The organism is Dyadobacter sp. CY312, assembly GCF_021390535.1.
Classification (GTDB): Bacteria; Bacteroidota; Bacteroidia; order Cytophagales; family Spirosomataceae; genus Dyadobacter.
Window position 1 is genome coordinate 213,142 of record NZ_JAJUXG010000018.1, and the last position, 18,039, is coordinate 231,180.

At 42.5% G+C, this 18,039-nt stretch carries 15 protein-coding genes; 11 read left to right on the plus strand and 4 right to left on the minus strand.

The features are described from left to right. Nucleotides 1-51 precede the first annotated feature (51 nt). From LZG71_RS24260 to LZG71_RS24300, 9 genes are all read left to right on the plus strand, one after another. On the plus strand, nt 52-963 hold the full coding sequence (locus LZG71_RS24260; RefSeq protein ID WP_233824841.1) for a class I SAM-dependent methyltransferase: 912 nt from the start codon (nt 52-54) through the stop codon (nt 961-963). 95 nt (nt 964-1,058) lie between these two features. Then, the gene (gene atpG, locus LZG71_RS24265; RefSeq protein WP_233824843.1) at nt 1,059-1,943 is read left to right on the plus strand and encodes an ATP synthase F1 subunit gamma; all 885 of its coding nucleotides are present in this window, start codon (nt 1,059-1,061) and stop codon (nt 1,941-1,943) included. Between the two features lie 137 nt (nt 1,944-2,080). Then, the gene (locus LZG71_RS24270) at nt 2,081-2,305 is read left to right on the plus strand and encodes a DUF433 domain-containing protein (RefSeq protein ID WP_409013665.1); all 225 of its coding nucleotides are present in this window, start codon (nt 2,081-2,083) and stop codon (nt 2,303-2,305) included. Nucleotide 2,306: 1 nt separating this feature from the next. Further along, complete coding sequence (locus tag LZG71_RS24275; protein WP_233824847.1) at nt 2,307-2,648, plus strand: DUF5615 family PIN-like protein; 342 nt, start codon at nt 2,307-2,309, stop codon at nt 2,646-2,648. Nucleotides 2,649-2,672: 24 nt separating this feature from the next. After that, nucleotides 2,673-3,407, plus strand: coding sequence for an outer membrane lipoprotein-sorting protein (locus LZG71_RS24280; protein ID WP_233824849.1), 735 nt, complete (start codon nt 2,673-2,675; stop codon nt 3,405-3,407). A 194-nt stretch (nt 3,408-3,601) separates the two neighbouring features. Next, nucleotides 3,602-4,129, plus strand: a complete 528-nt coding sequence (locus LZG71_RS24285) for a YceI family protein (protein ID WP_233824851.1) — start codon at nt 3,602-3,604, stop codon at nt 4,127-4,129. A 192-nt stretch (nt 4,130-4,321) separates the two neighbouring features. Continuing rightward, nucleotides 4,322-5,317, plus strand: a complete 996-nt coding sequence (locus LZG71_RS24290; protein ID WP_233824853.1) for a mevalonate kinase — start codon at nt 4,322-4,324, stop codon at nt 5,315-5,317. A 201-nt stretch (nt 5,318-5,518) separates the two neighbouring features. After that, on the plus strand, nt 5,519-6,385 hold the full coding sequence (galU, locus tag LZG71_RS24295; RefSeq protein WP_233824855.1) for a UTP--glucose-1-phosphate uridylyltransferase GalU: 867 nt from the start codon (nt 5,519-5,521) through the stop codon (nt 6,383-6,385). 106 nt (nt 6,386-6,491) lie between these two features. Next, complete coding sequence (locus LZG71_RS24300) at nt 6,492-7,178, plus strand: SDR family NAD(P)-dependent oxidoreductase (RefSeq protein WP_233824857.1); 687 nt, start codon at nt 6,492-6,494, stop codon at nt 7,176-7,178. Nucleotides 7,179-7,199: 21 nt separating this feature from the next. On the opposite strand, the gene LZG71_RS24305 is transcribed toward LZG71_RS24300, so the two are convergent. The 4 genes from LZG71_RS24305 to LZG71_RS24320 all read right to left on the minus strand — a co-directional run bounded on the left by LZG71_RS24305 (nt 7,200) and on the right by LZG71_RS24320 (nt 13,598). Beyond that, nucleotides 7,200-8,510: a hemolysin family protein gene (locus LZG71_RS24305; RefSeq protein ID WP_233824858.1), complete on the minus strand. Its 1,311-nt coding sequence runs from the start codon at nt 8,508-8,510 to the stop codon at nt 7,200-7,202. 35 nt (nt 8,511-8,545) lie between these two features. Continuing rightward, the gene (locus tag LZG71_RS24310; RefSeq protein WP_115832882.1) at nt 8,546-8,788 is read right to left on the minus strand and encodes a DUF1456 family protein; all 243 of its coding nucleotides are present in this window, start codon (nt 8,786-8,788) and stop codon (nt 8,546-8,548) included. A 196-nt stretch (nt 8,789-8,984) separates the two neighbouring features. Further along, the gene (locus tag LZG71_RS24315) at nt 8,985-10,505 is read right to left on the minus strand and encodes a SusD/RagB family nutrient-binding outer membrane lipoprotein (RefSeq protein WP_233824860.1); all 1,521 of its coding nucleotides are present in this window, start codon (nt 10,503-10,505) and stop codon (nt 8,985-8,987) included. Between the two features lie 21 nt (nt 10,506-10,526). Then, nucleotides 10,527-13,598 (minus strand): SusC/RagA family TonB-linked outer membrane protein, encoded by a 3,072-nt coding sequence (locus LZG71_RS24320; RefSeq protein ID WP_233824862.1) that lies wholly within the window; start codon nt 13,596-13,598, stop codon nt 10,527-10,529. 536 nt (nt 13,599-14,134) lie between these two features. On the opposite strand from LZG71_RS24320, the gene LZG71_RS24325 reads away from it, so the two are divergent. Together LZG71_RS24325 and LZG71_RS24330 are read left to right on the plus strand one after the other, a co-directional pair. Next, nucleotides 14,135-14,692, plus strand: a complete 558-nt coding sequence (locus LZG71_RS24325) for a Uma2 family endonuclease (protein ID WP_233824864.1) — start codon at nt 14,135-14,137, stop codon at nt 14,690-14,692. A 135-nt stretch (nt 14,693-14,827) separates the two neighbouring features. Continuing rightward, a partial coding sequence (locus tag LZG71_RS24330) for a HEAT repeat domain-containing protein (RefSeq protein ID WP_233824866.1) occupies nt 14,828-18,039 on the plus strand: 3,212 nt, incomplete at its 3' end.

Sequence of the window (18,039 nt, forward strand, 5' to 3'; positions counted from 1 at the left end):
GTACTAGGTGGTTACTATTCGAGGTTCTCACTACCCTTCCACTTCATTCAGATGTCCAAATTTGATAGCTTAAAAAAGATTCCGGTTCTTGCAGATTTAATTCGCGCAGTTGGAAAATATAAGACACGCGTACCAGCAGGGCATTTTTACAGCCCTATTGTATCTCCCCGTGAAATTCTCGAAAGGGAAAGCCAGGTGTATGGTGAAATACCAAGAGTACTACCAGGAATAGACCTTAGAGAGGAAGCACAGGTTGAATTAATGAAGGAGTTTGCTTCTAAATATTACGACGCAATCCCTTTTCCAATCAATCAGGAGTCTGGATATCGGTACTATTTCAGAAATAAGTACTTCATCCACGCCGACGCCACCACTTTGTATTGCATGTTGAGGCACTATAAGCCAAAACATGTCATTGAAGTAGGTTCAGGATTTTCATCGGCCGTGATGTTGGATACAAATGATCTGTTCTTAAATAAGGCCACTAAGTTTACATTTATTGAGCCTTTTCCGGACAGATTGTATTCTCTTATTCAGGAAGGAGATCGCGTTAACAGTGATATACAGGTAAAAAAGTTGCAGGATGTTCCTGTTGAAACTTTTGAAAAGCTTGGAGAAAACGACATTTTATTTATCGACTCCTCCCATGTTTCTAAAACAGGCAGTGATGTTAATTATTTTTTGTTTGATATTTTCCCAAAGCTTAAACCAGGTGTAATCGTTCACATTCACGACATCTTTTACCCGTTTGAATATCCAAAAGAATGGGTCATTTATGGAAACGGACGATTTGGCTGGAACGAAATTTATCTTTTGAGAGCGTTTCTCATGAATCAGAATGAATTTGAAATAATATTTCAGAATGATTTTGTCCAAACGTTTCATAAGGAATGGCTGTCTGAAAACATGCCCAATTATGTTAATCAAGGAAGAGGCGGCAGTTTATGGCTCAGAAAACTCTGAGAAACACAAACTGCATTTAGAATAGATAAGATTCCTTGTGAATAAAAAACGTGCGTAAGAAACAAACCGCAGACGCTTTAATTGCAAAATAGACAATGGCAAGTTTAAAAGAAGTACGTAACCGGATTGTATCGGTTAATTCTACCCAGCAAATTACAAAAGCCATGAAAATGGTGGCTGCGGCTAAATTGCGCAGGGCTCAGGATAACATTATCCAGATGCGCCCTTATGCACAAAAGCTGGGAGATATGCTTTCTACCGTTTCGGCAGGAGCAGAAAGTTCATCGGACAGCCCGCTTAAAGCAGCTCGCCCGGTTGAAAAAGTATTGATTATTGTAGTTACTTCTGACCGTGGACTATGCGGTGCTTTCAATACAAATATTGTAAAAGCAACGCTTCTTCTTATTGAAGAAAAGTATGCGGCACAAGCAGCAAAAGGTAATGTTGAAATATTTGCTATTGGCAAAAAAGGAGCTGAATCTTTCGTTCGGAAAGGCTTCACTGTCAATACAAGTTATACTGATTTGTTCACAAGACTGAGCTTTGTTGCAGTGAAGCAGGCTGCCGAAGAAATTATGACCGCCTTCACAGAAGGACGTTATGACGCGGTGGATTTGGTTTTCAACGAATTCAAAAATGTAGCAACTCAGATCATTCACACGGATCGTTACCTTCCTATCGTTTCGGATAATTCTTCGGCCAAAACAAAAAATACCGATGTTAATTACATTTTCGAACCGACAGAGGAAGAGATTCTTGCAGAATTGATCCCGAAATCTTTGAAAATACAGCTTTACAGAGCTGTTTTGGAATCATACGCCTCAGAACAAGGGGCACGTATGACAGCGATGGACAAGGCTACGGAAAACGCCCAGGATCTAATAAAAGAACTGAAGCTTGTTTACAACCGTACCCGTCAGGCTGCAATTACTACCGAAATCCTCGAAATCGTGGGTGGAGCAGAAGCTTTGAAAGCTTAATTTCACCAAGAGTGTTGATAAATGAAAACGAGCGGATCAATCGATTCGCTCGTTTTTTATTTTTATCTTTATGAATACTTTTTATTCTGAATGGCGCAATGCTTTTCTCTAATTACGACTACGACATGGTTTATTTAATGGACAGAATTACATTGGACCCTGATTTATGTAATGGCAAGCCAACTATTAGAGGCAAGAGAATTACGGTTCAAACGATTCTCGAACACCTCGCAGCCGGTGACAATAAAGAAACCATTCTGGAACAATTTCCGTCACTTGAGTCTGAAGACATCGACGCTTGTCTGAATTTTGCAGCGCAAATGGCTGCGAGAAACTTTGACATCTATCCAATTGCAGCATAGTATGCTAAAATATCTGATAGACGTTAATCTTCCCTATTATTTTGCTCTCTGGAATACTGCTGAATTCATTCACCAAAAAGATATTAATGATGAATGGCTGGATTCTCAGATATGGGATTATGCAAGGCAAAATAATCTGACCATACTCACAAGAGATGCTGATTTCTCACTGAGAATAGCTACCAACCAGCCTCCACCCAGAGTCATCCATTTTCGGCTTGGAAACATTAAAGCGGCGGATTTTTATCTACTTTTAAATCGTAACTGGAATACGATTTCTCATCTAAGTATGGTTAATAAGTTAGTAACCGTTTATCAAGACAAAATACAAGTTCTATCCTAACATTTTCAAAAGCCAAAAATCGATATGTCTTTTTCTTTCAGTTCAAAAGTTACTCTTTACCTGCTTTTAGCATTCATCTCCACGAATGTATCTGCCCAAACGGTGGAAGATATCATAGCCAAACACATCAAAGCCATGGGTGGCGCGGAAAAATTAGCTCAGCTTCAAAGCGTAAAAATCTCGGCTGATATGAAAGTGATGGGCATGGAAATGCCAGTTACGACAACCATCATTCAGGACAAGGGATTTCGTACAGAAACTACGGCTCAGGGCATGACTATCGTTCAAGCAGTAAGCGGCAATTCGGGATGGATGATCAACCCGATGGCGGGACAAGGCAAGGCAACTGCCATGCCCGAAGAGGCCGTAAAATCGCTTATCGGGCAAACAGACCTGACCGGTCTTTACAATTACAAACAGAAAGGATACACAGTGACCCTTGACGGCGAGGAAGATCTGGCGGGTGCGAAGGTTTACAGAGTTACAGCAACGCTGAAAAACGGCGTGAAGCAGGTTAACTATATTTCAAAAGACACATTCTATATTCTTAAAATTGGCGCCTCGATGTCTGTAAACGGTCAGGATGTAAAAACAGAAAGCGCACAGTCTGATTTCAAACAAATTGACGGCATCACTTTCCCTTTCTCATCCGAAGTAACTACCACGGCAATGCCCGGAATGGCAATGGTAAATAAGATTACCTCTGTGGAAGTGAACCCCAAGATTGACCAGAGCATATTTGAGATGCCGAAGGAGTGAGGAGAGAAGTTACAGGAGTTATGAATGTAGACTCCCTGGTATAACGATAGCTATCTCTTTTCACAGCCTCGAAATAATTAGATTTAAATCCGGAATTTTAAAATTTCGGATTTTTTTTGTGATGTTTGAAACTATTTTTTAAAATTACATGTATATACATTAAATGTAAATACACTAATTAAAACATACAAAAAATGGCAGCTTCAACATGGGTAATTGACCCAACACATTCCGAAATTCAGTTTAAAGTTAAACACCTTGTTATCTCTACTGTAACAGGCTCTTTTAAAAGCTTTGAAGGAAGCGTAACCACCGAAAGCGAAGACTTCGATGGTGCGACTGTTTCTTTCTCAGCTGATACTACAAGCATTGATACCAACCAGGCTCAGCGCGACGAACATTTGAAATCTGCCGATTTCTTTGAAACAGAGAAGTACCCAACGATATCATTCACAGGTAATCTTGCTAAAAAAGGAAGTGACAGCTATACACTAAAAGGTGATTTGACGGTAAAGGATGTTACAAAACCATTCGAATTTGCCGTAGAATATGGCGGTAACATGACCGACTTTTATGGCAACAACAAATCAGGTTTTGAAATTTCGGGTAAAATCAACCGTAAGGAATTTGGATTGACCTGGGGAGCTGTTACAGAAGCCGGCGGAGTTGTTGTAGGTGACGATGTGAAACTGATCGCCAATGTTCAGGTTGTAAAGCAATAAGATCTGCTTCACACCTTAATTTATTATTGAAAGTTACAGATCAGGAATGTACACATTCTTAGTCTGTAACTTTTTATTTGTAACACATTGTGCAAAACTCCATATCGTACAATTGATTTAAGCCAGATTCAGGGCTAAAAACAGGAATGCTCGTCAATTTGTTACTATTTTTGACGAAAAAAGAACTCAATCTTGATAATAGAAACACGTGCATATGCCCGGGCAGGTCTTTTGGGCAATCCTTCCGATGGTTTTTACGGAAAAACCATCTCCATTTCGGTAAGGAATTTTGGTGCTTCCATCTCCCTTTACGAATCTCCTGAACTGCATATTGAACCTCAGCCACAAGATGTGAGCACGTTCCGGAGTATTTATCATCTTCGCGATTCGGTGAGTATGCTTGGCTACAATGGCGGGATTCCGCTTATTAAGGCTGGTATCAAAAAGTTTGGCGATTATTGTGAGGAAAACAATATCAGGCTACCCAACAGGAATTTCACGGTACGATATCGCTCCTCTATTCCCCGCCAGGTAGGAATGTCCGGATCGAGTGCCATTGTGGTAGCTTTGTTCCGTGCTTTGATGCAATTTTACAAAGTAGAAATCCCGATAGAAATTCTTCCTCAGCTGGTGATGGTAACCGAAACGGAAGAACTTGGTATCACCGCCGGCTTGCAGGATCGGGTTATCCAGTGTTATGAGGGTTGTGTTTACATGGATTTTGATCAAAAAATGATCGCAGAAAAAGGCCACGGTAAATACGAACGAATTAACCCGGAACTACTGCCCAAGCTTTACGTCGCCTACAATACCAATCTTAGCAAAGTCTCCGGAAAGGTGCATAGCGATGTAAGAACCCGGTTTGACAGAGGTGAAAAGGAAGTGATCGACACCCTGGCTGCTATTGCTCAAAAGGCAGAAGACGGACAAAAAGCTTTAATGGAAGGAAGGGCAGAAGATTTACACCAATTAATGAATGAAAATTTCGATTTGAGGTGTAAAATTTACAACGTTCCTGAATCGAATAAACGCCTGGTGAATGCCGCCAGAGCGTGCGGAGCTTCTGCTAAATTCGCAGGATCGGGAGGAACCATCATTGGAATTTACCATAATGATGATATGCTGAACCAACTATTTGTAGAACTTAAAAAGCACAATGCAAGGGTGATTAAGCCGTTTGTGGTTTGAGAGCTGTTAGCTGTTAGCTGTTAGCTGTTAGCTGTTAGCTGTTAGCTGTTAGCTGTTAGCGAGAATTGTTCATTACAGGGGTGAGTTCCTGAAACAAAAATTAATATTACAGATTTACCAGAAAAAAATTTATATACCTGAAAGCCTTTGCGCTAAAAGCGGTTTACCGCGCGCTAATTGCTAACAGCTAATACACAAAATATGATTCGTAAAGCCGTTATACCTGCCGCTGGACTTGGAACCCGGTTTCTGCCAGCAACAAAATCGATGCCGAAAGAAATGCTTCCTATTATCGACATTCCAACTATTCAATATGTAGTACAGGAAGCTGTTGACTCAGGAATTGAAGATATTCTTATCATTTCCGGAAAAGGGAAAAGAGCCATCGAGGATCACTTCGACCGCAATGTGGAACTGGAAAGTCGCCTTGAAGAAAAAGAAGACCTGATGTGGTTCAATGAAATGCGTCGGCTTGCCGACATGGCTAATGTACATTTCGTTCGTCAGAAAGAGGCAAACGGACTGGGCGATGCCATTTATTATGCACGCCATCACGTGGGTAACGAACCATTCGCTGTGCTTTTGGGAGATACCATTATGGACTCGGTGATTCCGGTGACGCAACAATTGATGGATACCTATGAGCAATACGGCGGTTCTGTTATTGCGGTGGAGGAAGTTCCGGCTAACAAAGTGAACAGATATGGCATCGTGGGCGGAACGTCGTTGAGTGATACCATTATGGAGCTTTCTACCCTGGTTGAAAAACCGGCTATTGATCTTGCACCATCTAACCTGGCTATTGCTGGACGTTATATTCTGACTCCTGAAATTTTCAGAACCATAGAGCAAACGCCAAAAGGAAAAAACAATGAGATTCAGCTTACTGATTCGATGCTGCTGCTTCTGAAACGCGAGAATATATTCGCGCACAGAATTGAAGGCAAACGCCATGACATTGGTGACAAACTCGATTACCTGAAAACGACTGTGGAATTCGCCCTGAAACGTAAAGAATTTGCAGAGCCATTCAGGAAGTTCCTTATCGAACTGCTTGCCGCAAATTGATGTGGAGTGAGTCCTGAAGCAATAAATAGATTAGAAAAAACAAGAAGCCCGCTTTTAAAAGTTGGCTTCTTGTTTTTTATTTACCTGAAACTTTATTTTAAAGATCGTGCAAAATATCATCATCAGCGGAGCTTCCGGGAATTTGGGTCAGGAAGTGGTTCAGAAACTTTCTGCATTGGACACCCACCTGTTTGTTACCACAGGGAGTCATTACAAAGGGGAGTTCGATGCGCTTTCAGGAGTCGACAACTTCGGTATCGATCTGCTGGATTCGGATGCATCTCATTCTTTTGTTCAAAAAGTAATTGACCAGGCTGAGACCATTCATGCAGGAGTATTTCTCGTCGGCGGTTATGCTCCCGGCGGTCTGGCAGAAACGGATGATGAGGATCTGGAAAAGATGATTCATCTCAACTTCTTCACCGCATTTCACCTGACCAAACCTTTGATAGCACATTTCAAAAAGCAGGGAGGTGGACAGCTTATTTTTATCGGAGCAAAAGGCGCTGTAAGTTCCAACCAGGGAGATGCCAATTTTGCTTATACATTGTCAAAATCTCTGTTGGTTAAAATGGCCGACATGATCAATTCAGAATACGAATCTGAGGGCATTACAGCCACTATGATCGTCCCGGGCATTATCGATACGCCTGTTAACCGCGAAGCAATGCCAGATGCTGATTTCGACAAATGGGTACCTCCTACTGATATTGCCGAAAGTATCGCATTCGTTTTGAGCGAAACGGGACAAAAACTGAGACAGCCGGTTATAAAAATATACAATCAATCCTGATCGTCAACCAGCTGTTTGCTGTTAAAACAGGTCAATTGAATCATCATTCAATAATGTGATCTTGACCTGAGAAATGGTACTACGCTGTTTTTTAAGCACCGTAAACTCATAACGCTTGGTTTTGAGTTTTTCTCCAACCGCTGGTATACGACCAAATTTCCAGATCAGATAGCCAGCCAGTGTTTCATAATCACTTTCTTTGTAGATATCGTGTGGTAATTTGTCGTTGAGATCGGTGATTGATGCTGAACCAAGAACCGTATATGAATTGTCAGCTTCGTTCTTCACAATAGGTGTCTCGTTATCATATTCATCCTGAATCTCCCCTACCAGCTCTTCAAGAATATCCTCCATTGTAACGATACCATCCACACCACCATATTCATCAATAATTACCGCCATTTGCTGACGGTTCAGTTGAAAATCACGCAACAAAGCGCCAATGGGTTTGGACTCGTGAACGGTTGAAACAGGACGAAGCATTTTTTGCAAAACAATATCATTGCCTTTACGCATTTGCAGAAGCAAATCTTTAAGGTGTAACACACCCACAATCTGATCCAGCGTATCCTCATAAACGGGAATTCGGGAATAACCTTCCTCAATTACCTTTTCAAGTTTGGCCTCATTAAAGTCATTTATATCAATCCCGAATATTTGCGTGCGGGGAATCATAACCTGCTTGGCAATACGTTCCGAGAAATTGAAGGCATTTTTGATCAGATCATAATCAGCTGCTTCTATCATTCCGCTTTCTTTCTGCTGCTGAACGAGATAACGAAGTTCGTCGCTGCTGTGTACTTCGCTCCCGTGCGTAGGAGTAATACCGATTCCCTTCAAAATAAAATTCGCAATCCCATTCAAAACCCAGACAACCGGCCTGAACACAATGTAAAATGCATGAAGCGGATACGAAAGGAATAACGTGGTAGACTCAGGACGCTGTATCGCAATTGATTTCGGGGCAAGTTCACCAAAAACAATATGTAAAACCGTAATAATGGCAAATGCTGCCGGAAGAGCGATCTGATGCGCCAATTCAGGATCAAGAGAAATTCCTACCAACTCCATTCCACCAATGAGAATTTTGGAAACAACCGGCTCCCCAATCCAACCCAGACCTAGGCTGGCAAGCGTAATTCCAAATTGTGTGGCTGCAAGATAACCGTCCAGATTTGCTACAATTTTTTTGGACAAAATCGCCATGGCATTGCCATCCTGAGCTTTTTGTTCCAATTGCGAAGCACGGATCTTGACGATGGCAAACTCTGCTGCGACAAAGAACCCATTAAGAAAAACGAGGACTAGGGTAATTATAACCTGAGTTATCATTTGATGTTATTCGGAGTGAATTGGGTGTTGTGATACTAGTCTTCATGCTTTTTTCCATCCTCTGCCGGTCCTCTCATATGAATAATAAGCCCGTTCAGGAAGTTGCGCAACAATTGATCACCACAAGGCTTATAATTTTCGTGCCCCTCTTTACGAAACAGTGCACCCAGCTCACTAGCGGTCACTTTAAAATCCACAAGACTCAGAATATGGATAATTTCGTCGTTACGAAGGTGTAACGCTACGCGGAGCTTTTTAAGGATATCGTTGTTGGTCATTTTTAGTCTTTTTTTGTGCAAGCTCTCAATATCTTCCTAATAATCCAATTATTGTCACTCCCATTAGTCAACAAAAGGAGGCTGCCTTTTAAGGAGGCAGCCCCGATTCATATTTATTCAAACGCAATAAAGTCTAGTCTTTAGCTTATTTTTCACATAGAAGATAATCTCTAAGCATAATCCGTGCAGCTACAATTTACTTAAGTAGCCACATCTTTTGATTAAAATCATCATTGCCGCCAAATTGCGATTGAATGGCCTTTGACAGGTTCGCATTGTTATAATTCACCTCACTGTCCGGATACATCCATCTTACCGGTATCTTATCCTTTTCAGTATTGTTGTTTGACAAAGGATTAACCGGAAAAACAGGAAAACCTGTACGACGGTTTTCGAAATAACTATCGTACCCCGACTGAAGAAAAGTACCCAGGTATTTCTGGGTAATGATTTTTTCTAATTGCTGTTGCATAGTCCCGGACAATTTAACTTTATCCGACGCCAGATAAGTCGTAATATAATCAGCCGTGATTTTACGATTATGATGAAAATCAGCATTGTCTGGCGTGGTGTTGGCTACAAATTGCATTCCGGTACGGATCGCGTTTTCGTAATAAGTACTGGTTGGTGTTCCTGTAATCCATCCTCTTAATGAAGCCTCTGCCAGCATGAATTGTAAAACAGAATAGCTTATTTGGTAATAAGGCTCTGAGTTGGCAAGTTCCGAATAGCGTGCATTCAGATTGGAATAATCTTTTGACGAAGCAACCGCCGTCAGGTCAGAGTAAACAACCGACGGGTTCACCGCCACGTAGGCAGCATAGCTTGATGTACTTACACCGGCTGCCGTTTTAACTGGTGATGGCGCTGCGTAATAGAAAAGGCGGTAGTCTTCCAGATCCTTTAATTTATCCACAATCATGGTCGACATCACCGGGTAGATAAGCCCCTGGTTATTTAACTTGAACCACGGGAAACGCTGTCCGGCCACATCAGAATAAATTATCTGAAAATTATCGGCAGAGCTTTCAAAAATTGGCTTAGTAGTAGCAATCGTATTGAAGCGTGCTTTTACGTTTAAATCCGTATCGGTTTCCTTAGCGGACAGGGTTAGTAATACCTTCAAAGCGAAAGTATTTACAACCTTACGCCATTTGGTAACATCCCCAGCATAAATAGGGTCCCCTGCGAATTTCGTACCCTGAGCAAATGCCTGATCGGCTTCTTCAAGCTCCTTCAATATACCTAAAAACACTTCTTTCTGGGTGGAATACTCCGGACTGATAACACCGCTTTCACCTTTCAAAGCATTGCTATAAGGGATGTCTCCCACACGCATCGTAAGTTCATAGAATTTCCACGCCCTAACAAACTTCCCAAGTCCTGTAAAAGAGTTTTTCAGTCCTCCATCAGGAGCCAGATTAACCATTTTTTCTACGTTGGTCAGTATCACCAGGCCATCAAAGCCTTGTTTCCCCAGATTGTTGTACTGGAGAGAATTAGGAAACTCGGTATGACTAATTGCTTTAGAAAGCAATGCCGGGTCCAAAAAGCTGCTATTTGACGCTACATTCAGGATAAGACTGGTTGCCAGCATTTCTGACGACACCGAAGTTGCTGCATTGGGATTGGTATTAATCTCTGCGAAGTCGGAGCAGCTGTTTAGCGCTAACAGAGCTCCAGCGATGAGAATATATTTAGCGATGAATTTCTTCATGATATGATTCATTAATATTTATCAGAATGTAAGTTGAATACTACCACCCACGTAGCGTACGGAAGGAGAAGAAAGTTGGGAGTCATTTGCTTTATCTGGATCAGCAAAGCGGAAGTCTTTCGTCCACATCCACACGTTTTGCCCCGTAAATGACACAGACGCCGATTTGGCACCTACATATTTGGCCACAGACGATGGAAGTGTGTAACCCAGCGAAAGTTCACGAAGCTTAAAGAAAGTAGCATTAGTTACACCACGTGTACCATCTCCATAACGACGAGCGTAGGTTTCATAAGACACCTTGGTTGTGTTAGGAGCATATTCTCGGGAATCACTCGTAATGTTACCAAAGTTGTCAAAAGCCACTGCACCAGAGGTCACCACTACGCCTTGCCCCACGTATGACTTATCTTTGTTAACAACTTCGTCATAGCGCCACTTGTTATCCGAATCGGGATGGGCACCGGTATCCCACATTTTGTAGGATGAGTAGTTGTACAACAGACCACCTATCCTGCCATCGAACGCTGCATTGAAAGTGAACTGTTTATAACGGACGGTATTGGAAAGACCAAAAATAAATTTTGGATCATTAAAACCGTATAAGCTGTTGTAAGAACTTGCCTGGGTGAGGCCATTTGCCTGGTGGATCAAATTACCCTGAGGATCTTTCAGCCAAGTAGCGCCTGTGTATGTGTCTGTCCGGCCTCCTTCTTTGGTCCAGTTATTTTTGGCAGAAAATTGCGAATCTAGTGATTTGAAGTAGCGGTGGTTATACGACCAGTTCGCTGTTGCATCCCATTGCCAATTTCCTGTTTTCAGGATCTTAGTCTCAAGCGTAATTTCCATTCCCTTGCGTACGTACGTCTGATCAATGTTAATCAACGTCGAATTAAAGCCGGAAGCATGAGATATTGCTGCACTGGTTTGTATATTGTAATTGTATTTATTAAAGTAAGCAACATCCAGCTTGAAGCGCTTTTTCAGAAAGTAGGCAGCAGTACCAATTTCCCATGTACGGTTCGTTTCTGCAATTACATTGCCTGCGTCGGTAATTGTACCCGGATAAGTTGCTGCATTTAAGCCGTTCCATACTCCTGTTACTGTATTGTAAGTATTGTTTGTGGCATATACACCCAAATCGGATTTAGCCACGGTCCAGGAGCCGCGAACTTTCCAGAAATCAAGCCAGCCAGGCAGAACATTAAAAAACTCACTCACTACCACACTGGCGCCTGCCGAAGGATAAAAGTAACTGTTTGTATTGGAAGGCATGGTTGAGCTCCAGTCATTACGCCCAGTTACGTCCAGAAAGAATGTATTGTCGTATGCAAGGCTCAATTTACCCAGAAGACTGTTTACCTGCTTACGAAAGCGAGGATTAGAGGCCGCAGTAATGGGATCAACTACGCTTACATTTGGTCTTTCCACCGAGTTGTTTAGCGAGTAGTATCCTGGAATAATTAATCCACTTCTGGTTGCACTGTAAAGATAATTATTGTCAAATTTATAGATAGTACCACCAGCCAGGGCATCAATTCCTAATTTGCCAATCGTTTTATTGTAAGTGATAAAGGCGTCCCCGTTAAAGCTATAACCATTTCTTTTTGCAATGGAATACAATCCAGAAGCATCCCAGCCTCGGGTCGAAAGAATTCCTGGCGGGTTTCTACGGGTTTCATTATTTTGGTATAAGTCAAATCCGGGGCGAACGAGTATTTTTGCGCCTTCGAATAGCTCCATTGTCGCTGTGAAACTGGCATTCATTTTATTCTCCTCAATTCCATTCAACTTTTCATACGCCATCATGTAAGGGTTGTCGTACCAGGCATTATAGTGCCAGTTTTGCTTCAAGTTAGGTGTAATCCAGTAGTTGTCTTTGTAAGACGCGAGGTTGTACTCGGGTCCCATCCACATCAAAATATTATAAATGTAGCCTTGTGCATCGTAGCCCGAACCGGCAACTTGCGGTGCAGTAAGCCGGTTGTATCCGATCTGGCTGTTTAAGTTAAACTTATCACCTACCTTCATTTCACCACTCACACTAAAAGTTGTGTTATTGGATTTAAGATTTGGATATTGCCCCTTGTTGTAAACATGGCTGACCGACGCTCTGAAACTTCCGTTTTCGCCGGTTTGTGTAACACTTATGTTGTTATTGGAGATCAGGCCCGGCACGAGAAAGTCCTTAAAATTATCTTTCCCAACAGAACGCAGTTCAGAATTTCTCATTTCCTTCGCAATTGGATCCCACTGGTCGGCCATGGTTCCGTTATCCAGTTTGGCTCCCCAAATGTAGTCCGTCGGGCTATAGGTACTACCTAGCCCGGCACTATAGGAGTGTTGCACCTTAGGGAGCATCAGAAATCCCGCATTAAACATATTATTGGTATTAACCGAAACGGTGAGACCTTTGCTGTCATCGCTGCGTTTTGTGGTAACAATTACCGCACCGCTACCTCCTCTTGAACCATACAATGCTGCTGCGGTTGGTCCTTTTAATACGTTAATACTTTCGATATCGTCCTGATTCAGGTTTTTGAGCGATATATTTCCGTAGGGAACCCCATCTATAACCAGCAAAGGTGTTTCACCCCGAAGATCCAATGTAGGTGCCTCATTAAATTCAGTACTGTTTTTAACCCACAATCCTGACACTTTGCCGGTTAACGAGGTAGCAAGGTTAACTCCTTTCACAGTCTGGAGGGAGGCGCCACTGATTTTTTGCACTGAGTACCCCAACGCTTTTTCCGCAAGTTTCATCCCGAGTGCCCCCGTTATGAGAGCCTCATCCAGATTTTGAACATCCTCCATAAGTGAAACATCGATCTGCCTTCTCCCATTAATTTTCACCTCCTGTGCCGCATAACCTATAAACGAAAAAACAAGTATCCCGTCCGAAGGAGCATTCATGCTGTACTTCCCTTCGGTATCGGTAATTGTTCCGTTGGTCGACGATTTCAGTAGGACATTCACACCAGGAAGCGGCATTCCCTGTATGTCCTTGACAGTACCTTTAACGGAAATTTGGGCAAAGGCGAGCCCCGGAATAACCAAAAAGATTATCCAGAAAAGAGTAAAGATCTTTTTCATAGAACTAGGGGTTGGTTGAGGTTAAATTTAACAAACTGAGTACTTAATACTTAAACACCTATACTAATATACGTAATATAATGTTTAACCGAAAAACATAGAGACTAAGTACACCTTAGTTTACTATAAGTGAATGGTTTAAGTTAGAAACTACACTAATTAATATAGGATTTGTACATAAATTTCATAGCTGAAAACTTAATAGAAGATGTTGCGAAGCCACTAGCCCACTGCAACGATTTTATCGTCCGCATCCGGAACCATTATCTAAGCCAATACATCACCCCGATTTCGCGGTGCAAGATTAAGAAAAAAGTGAATGTGCGAAAAATAAAGCCCCCTGCACTATTTTCAACAATCTGATTCTTAGAATCTTAAAAATGATTATTAACAATTATTTCATTTTAAACTCAGTCAGTACCAATTGTGTTAACATTGATAATAGCCTCTGAATAATTTAGCTCTAGCCGGAATCTCCTGTCATCAATTTTGTTTATCTTAGTTTTCAATTCAAGAGATATATCACATTTTCGATTATGATACTTCAGCCAAAATCTCAGGTTATACCACAAAACTTCGAAGAATTCCTTCTTTGGGAGCCTGTTGACGGTTTCAAATATGAATGGAACGATGGTGAAATTATCAGATTCGAAAAAATGAAGAAAAAGCATCTTGTCATTGTACGAATACTTAACAGGCTTTTCCTAACAACAACCGCTCATAGAAATGGTGGTGAGTTGATGACGGAGCAAGACGTTATGTTGACTGGAATTCAGATGCGCCGACCAGATCTGGCTTATTTCAGCGGTTCACAAATCGATAAGAGTATTGGTGCAGAGGAGCCTATACCCGAATTTATCATAGAAATTGTTTCTCCGACTGATGATGCCACAAAAGTTGAAGAAAAACTAGCAGAATATTTTAAGTCGAGCGTGAAAGTAGTTTGGCACATTTACCCAGACAATGAAGTGGTTTATGTCTACACCTCACGCAAGCAAGTTACCATTTGCACGGACACCGATATATGTAGCGCCTCTCCTGTTCTTGCAGACTTTGACATATCCGTCAATGATCTTTTTGCACTGCCGGTTTGATAATCAAAGAGAAATAAAAGTAAAGAAGTCAACCTCACCGGGTTGGCTTCTTTACTTTTACGCCTTAAAATATATTCTAAACAGTAAAAAACACGACTATTTGTCTCTTACCTGAAAAATTTAAGCATTTACTAAATGACCCCGAAACGTTTCTTTCGAAAACCTGTCGTATTGATCGGACTAGCCACTATTGCAGTTGTATCATGCATGAAAATGTCCCCCACCGGCACCTCTTCTAAAACCAACAGCAGTGCGCTGATAATTCGGGAAGACGCTGCCACCGGAAAGGCCAGAGCCAAAGAAATTCGTGAGAAAACGGCGGTTAAAGTGGCTGACGGACTCAAACTGGATTTGTGGGCTTCTGATTCCCTTGCTCCTGACCCGGTATCCATTTCCGTTGACGACCAGGGGCGCGTGTATCTGAACAGAACGAACCGTCAGAAAAATTCAGAGTTTGATATACGAGGTCACCGCAACTGGATGACGCAGTCTATTGCCATGCAAACTGTGGAAGATCGCCGGGCATTTTTGCGCAGCACTTTTGCTCCTGAAAAAAGCAAAGAAAACAGCTGGCTTAAAGACCTGAATGGTGACGGATCGCATGACTGGAAGGATCTGACCGTAGAAAAAGACGAAGTGTGGCGACTGGAAGATACGGACAATGACGGAATCGCGGACGTATCCATGCGCGTGCTTGAAGACTTTTTCGAAGAAGTTTCCGACGTAGCCGGTGGTATTCTGGTTCGTGCGAAAGATGCTTTCGTTGCCATTGCTCCGGATTTATGGCGCGTTGAAGACACCAACAATGATGGTGTTTATGATAAAAAAACTTCTATAAGCCACGGTTATGGCGTTCACATCGGTTTCGGCGGACACGGCATGTCGAACCCTATTGAAGGGCCGGATGGTAAAATATATTGGAACATCGGAGATATTGGCGCCAACATTACCACGGCAGAAGGTGTAAAACACGAACATCCCAACTCCGGAATCATAGCCCGGTCGAATCCAGACGGAAGCAAATTCGAAATCTTCGCAGATGGACTTCGTAATACGCACGAATTTGTTTTCGATGAGTACGGAAACCTGATCAGCTCAGACAACGATGGCGATCACCCCGGTGAAAGCGAACGTCTGGTTCACGTTGTTGAAGGCTCAGACGCGGGATGGCGGTCCAACTGGCAATACGGAAAGTATACGGATCCTAAAAACAATGGTTATAAAGTTTGGATGGAAGAAAAGCTATCTGTGCCTCGTTGGGACGGGCAAGCTGCGTATATCATTCCCCCTATTCAGAATTTTCATAACGGACCAACCGGAATGCAGTACAATCCGGGAACGGCTCTTGGTAAAGAATGGAAAAACAAATTTTTCCTTGTTGAATTCGTAGGAAACCCGGCCCGTTCGCCAATATGGGCTTTCGGACTGAAACCTAAGGGAGCATCGTTTGTATTGGATGGAGAAAAAAATATCCTCAGCGGTATTTTGCCAACCGGGATCCGTTTCGGTCCGGATGGCGCATTGTATGTTGCCGACTGGATTAATGGCTGGGATACCAAAAATTATGGCCGTGTTTGGAAACTGGATGTAACAGACGAGAAAAACGACCTGAAAGATCTTCGAGTTGAGACAAAAAGACTCATGCAGTTGAATTATACCACGCAGTCAGACGAGATCCTGCTTTCGCTGCTATCCAATCCGGATATGCGCATCAGATTAAAATCTCAGTTTGAGCTTGCAACCAGAGGAGCAAAAGGTGCAGCTGTATTCAGCAAAGCCATCGCTCAAACGAACAGCCAATTAGCAAGAATTCACGCCATCTGGGGAATGGGACAACTGACCCGTCAGGATAAGTCTTACAGCAACGCGTTACTTGCTTTGTTAAAAGATTCAGATGAAGAAATTACTGCACAAGCTGCCAAAGTTTTGGGTGACGAATACATTTCAGAAGCTGGCCCAATGCTGATACCTATGCTTTCAAGCAAAAATCCACGTGTGCAGTTCTTTGGTGCACAGGCTTTGGGCAGAATTAAAGAAAAATCGGCTGTTGCTCCTTTGCTGGAAATGATCAAAACCAACAATGATGCAGACGTTTACCTTCGTCATGCAGCAGTACTGGCTTTGTCAAGAATCGGTGAGGTTGAACCAATTGTAGCATTGGCCAACAATTCCAACAAATCACTCCGTACAGCTGCTGTTTTGGTTTTGCGCAGATTGAAAAGCGAAAAAGTGAGCTTGTTCTTGCAGGATAAAGATGAGTACATAGCAACAGAAGCAGCCAGAGCAATTAATGATGATTTGTCTATTCCTGGCGCTTTGCCTGCTTTGGCAGCCACATTAACAGAAACCAGATTTACTTCCGAACCTTTGCTTCGCCGGGCAATCAACGCTGCTTTGAGGGTTGGAACGGACCAGCAACTTGACAATCTGATCGCTTTTGCAAAAAGGAAAAATACAGATAAAGTAGTTCGTGCGGAAGCACTTGCTGCACTTGGAACCTGGGCAAGCCCTTCGGTGATGGATCGCGTGGATGGACGTTACAGAGGCGTGATTCAAAGAAACCCGGCGATTGTTAAAAGTAAGATCCAGCCAGTAATCGCTGATCTTCTTGCAGATAACGATGTAACGATTCTGATCGCTACGGCCCAAATGCTTACCAATCTAGGCGTTTCGGACAACAACGATACGCTTGCGAAACTCTTAAACGATCACAAAGATCCAAAAGTAAGAGCTGCCATGCTTACGGCTCTTAATGAGCTAAAATACACCGACATGGAATCTGTGATGAAAAAGGGAATGACGGATTCTGATGCGGATGTTCGTACGGCTGCTTTGGGAATGGTGGGTAATGTTACCATGTCGAAAGAAGCTTTAACAGATATTTCAAAAACCATCTTCGAAAAAGGTAGTGTGAAAGAACAACAGCAAATGCTGCGTGTTCTGGGAAGTTTGCCTGTGGCTAAAACCGAAAGCATATTTGGAGATTTAATTGGGAAAATGACCAACAAACAACTTCCTCCAAGTTTAGCCCTGGATTTAGGAGAAGCCGTCGATTCAACCAAATCTACCTCTCTCATTGCAAAAATGGCTCCTTTGCGTTCGACCGGTGAAACTGTTGCAGATTACCAGGAAGCCCTGGTTGGTGGAAACGCGATGCTTGGTCGTCGTTATTTCATGACCAATTCCGCGGCAGAATGTGTTCGCTGCCATTCAATCGGCGGACAAGGTGGTGAAGTAGGGCCAAACCTTTCCAACATTGGTAACACATTGAGCCGTGAACAAATATTACAGGCTTTGGTAGAACCAAGCGCAAGAATTTCTCCGGGATTCGGCATGGTGATATTGAC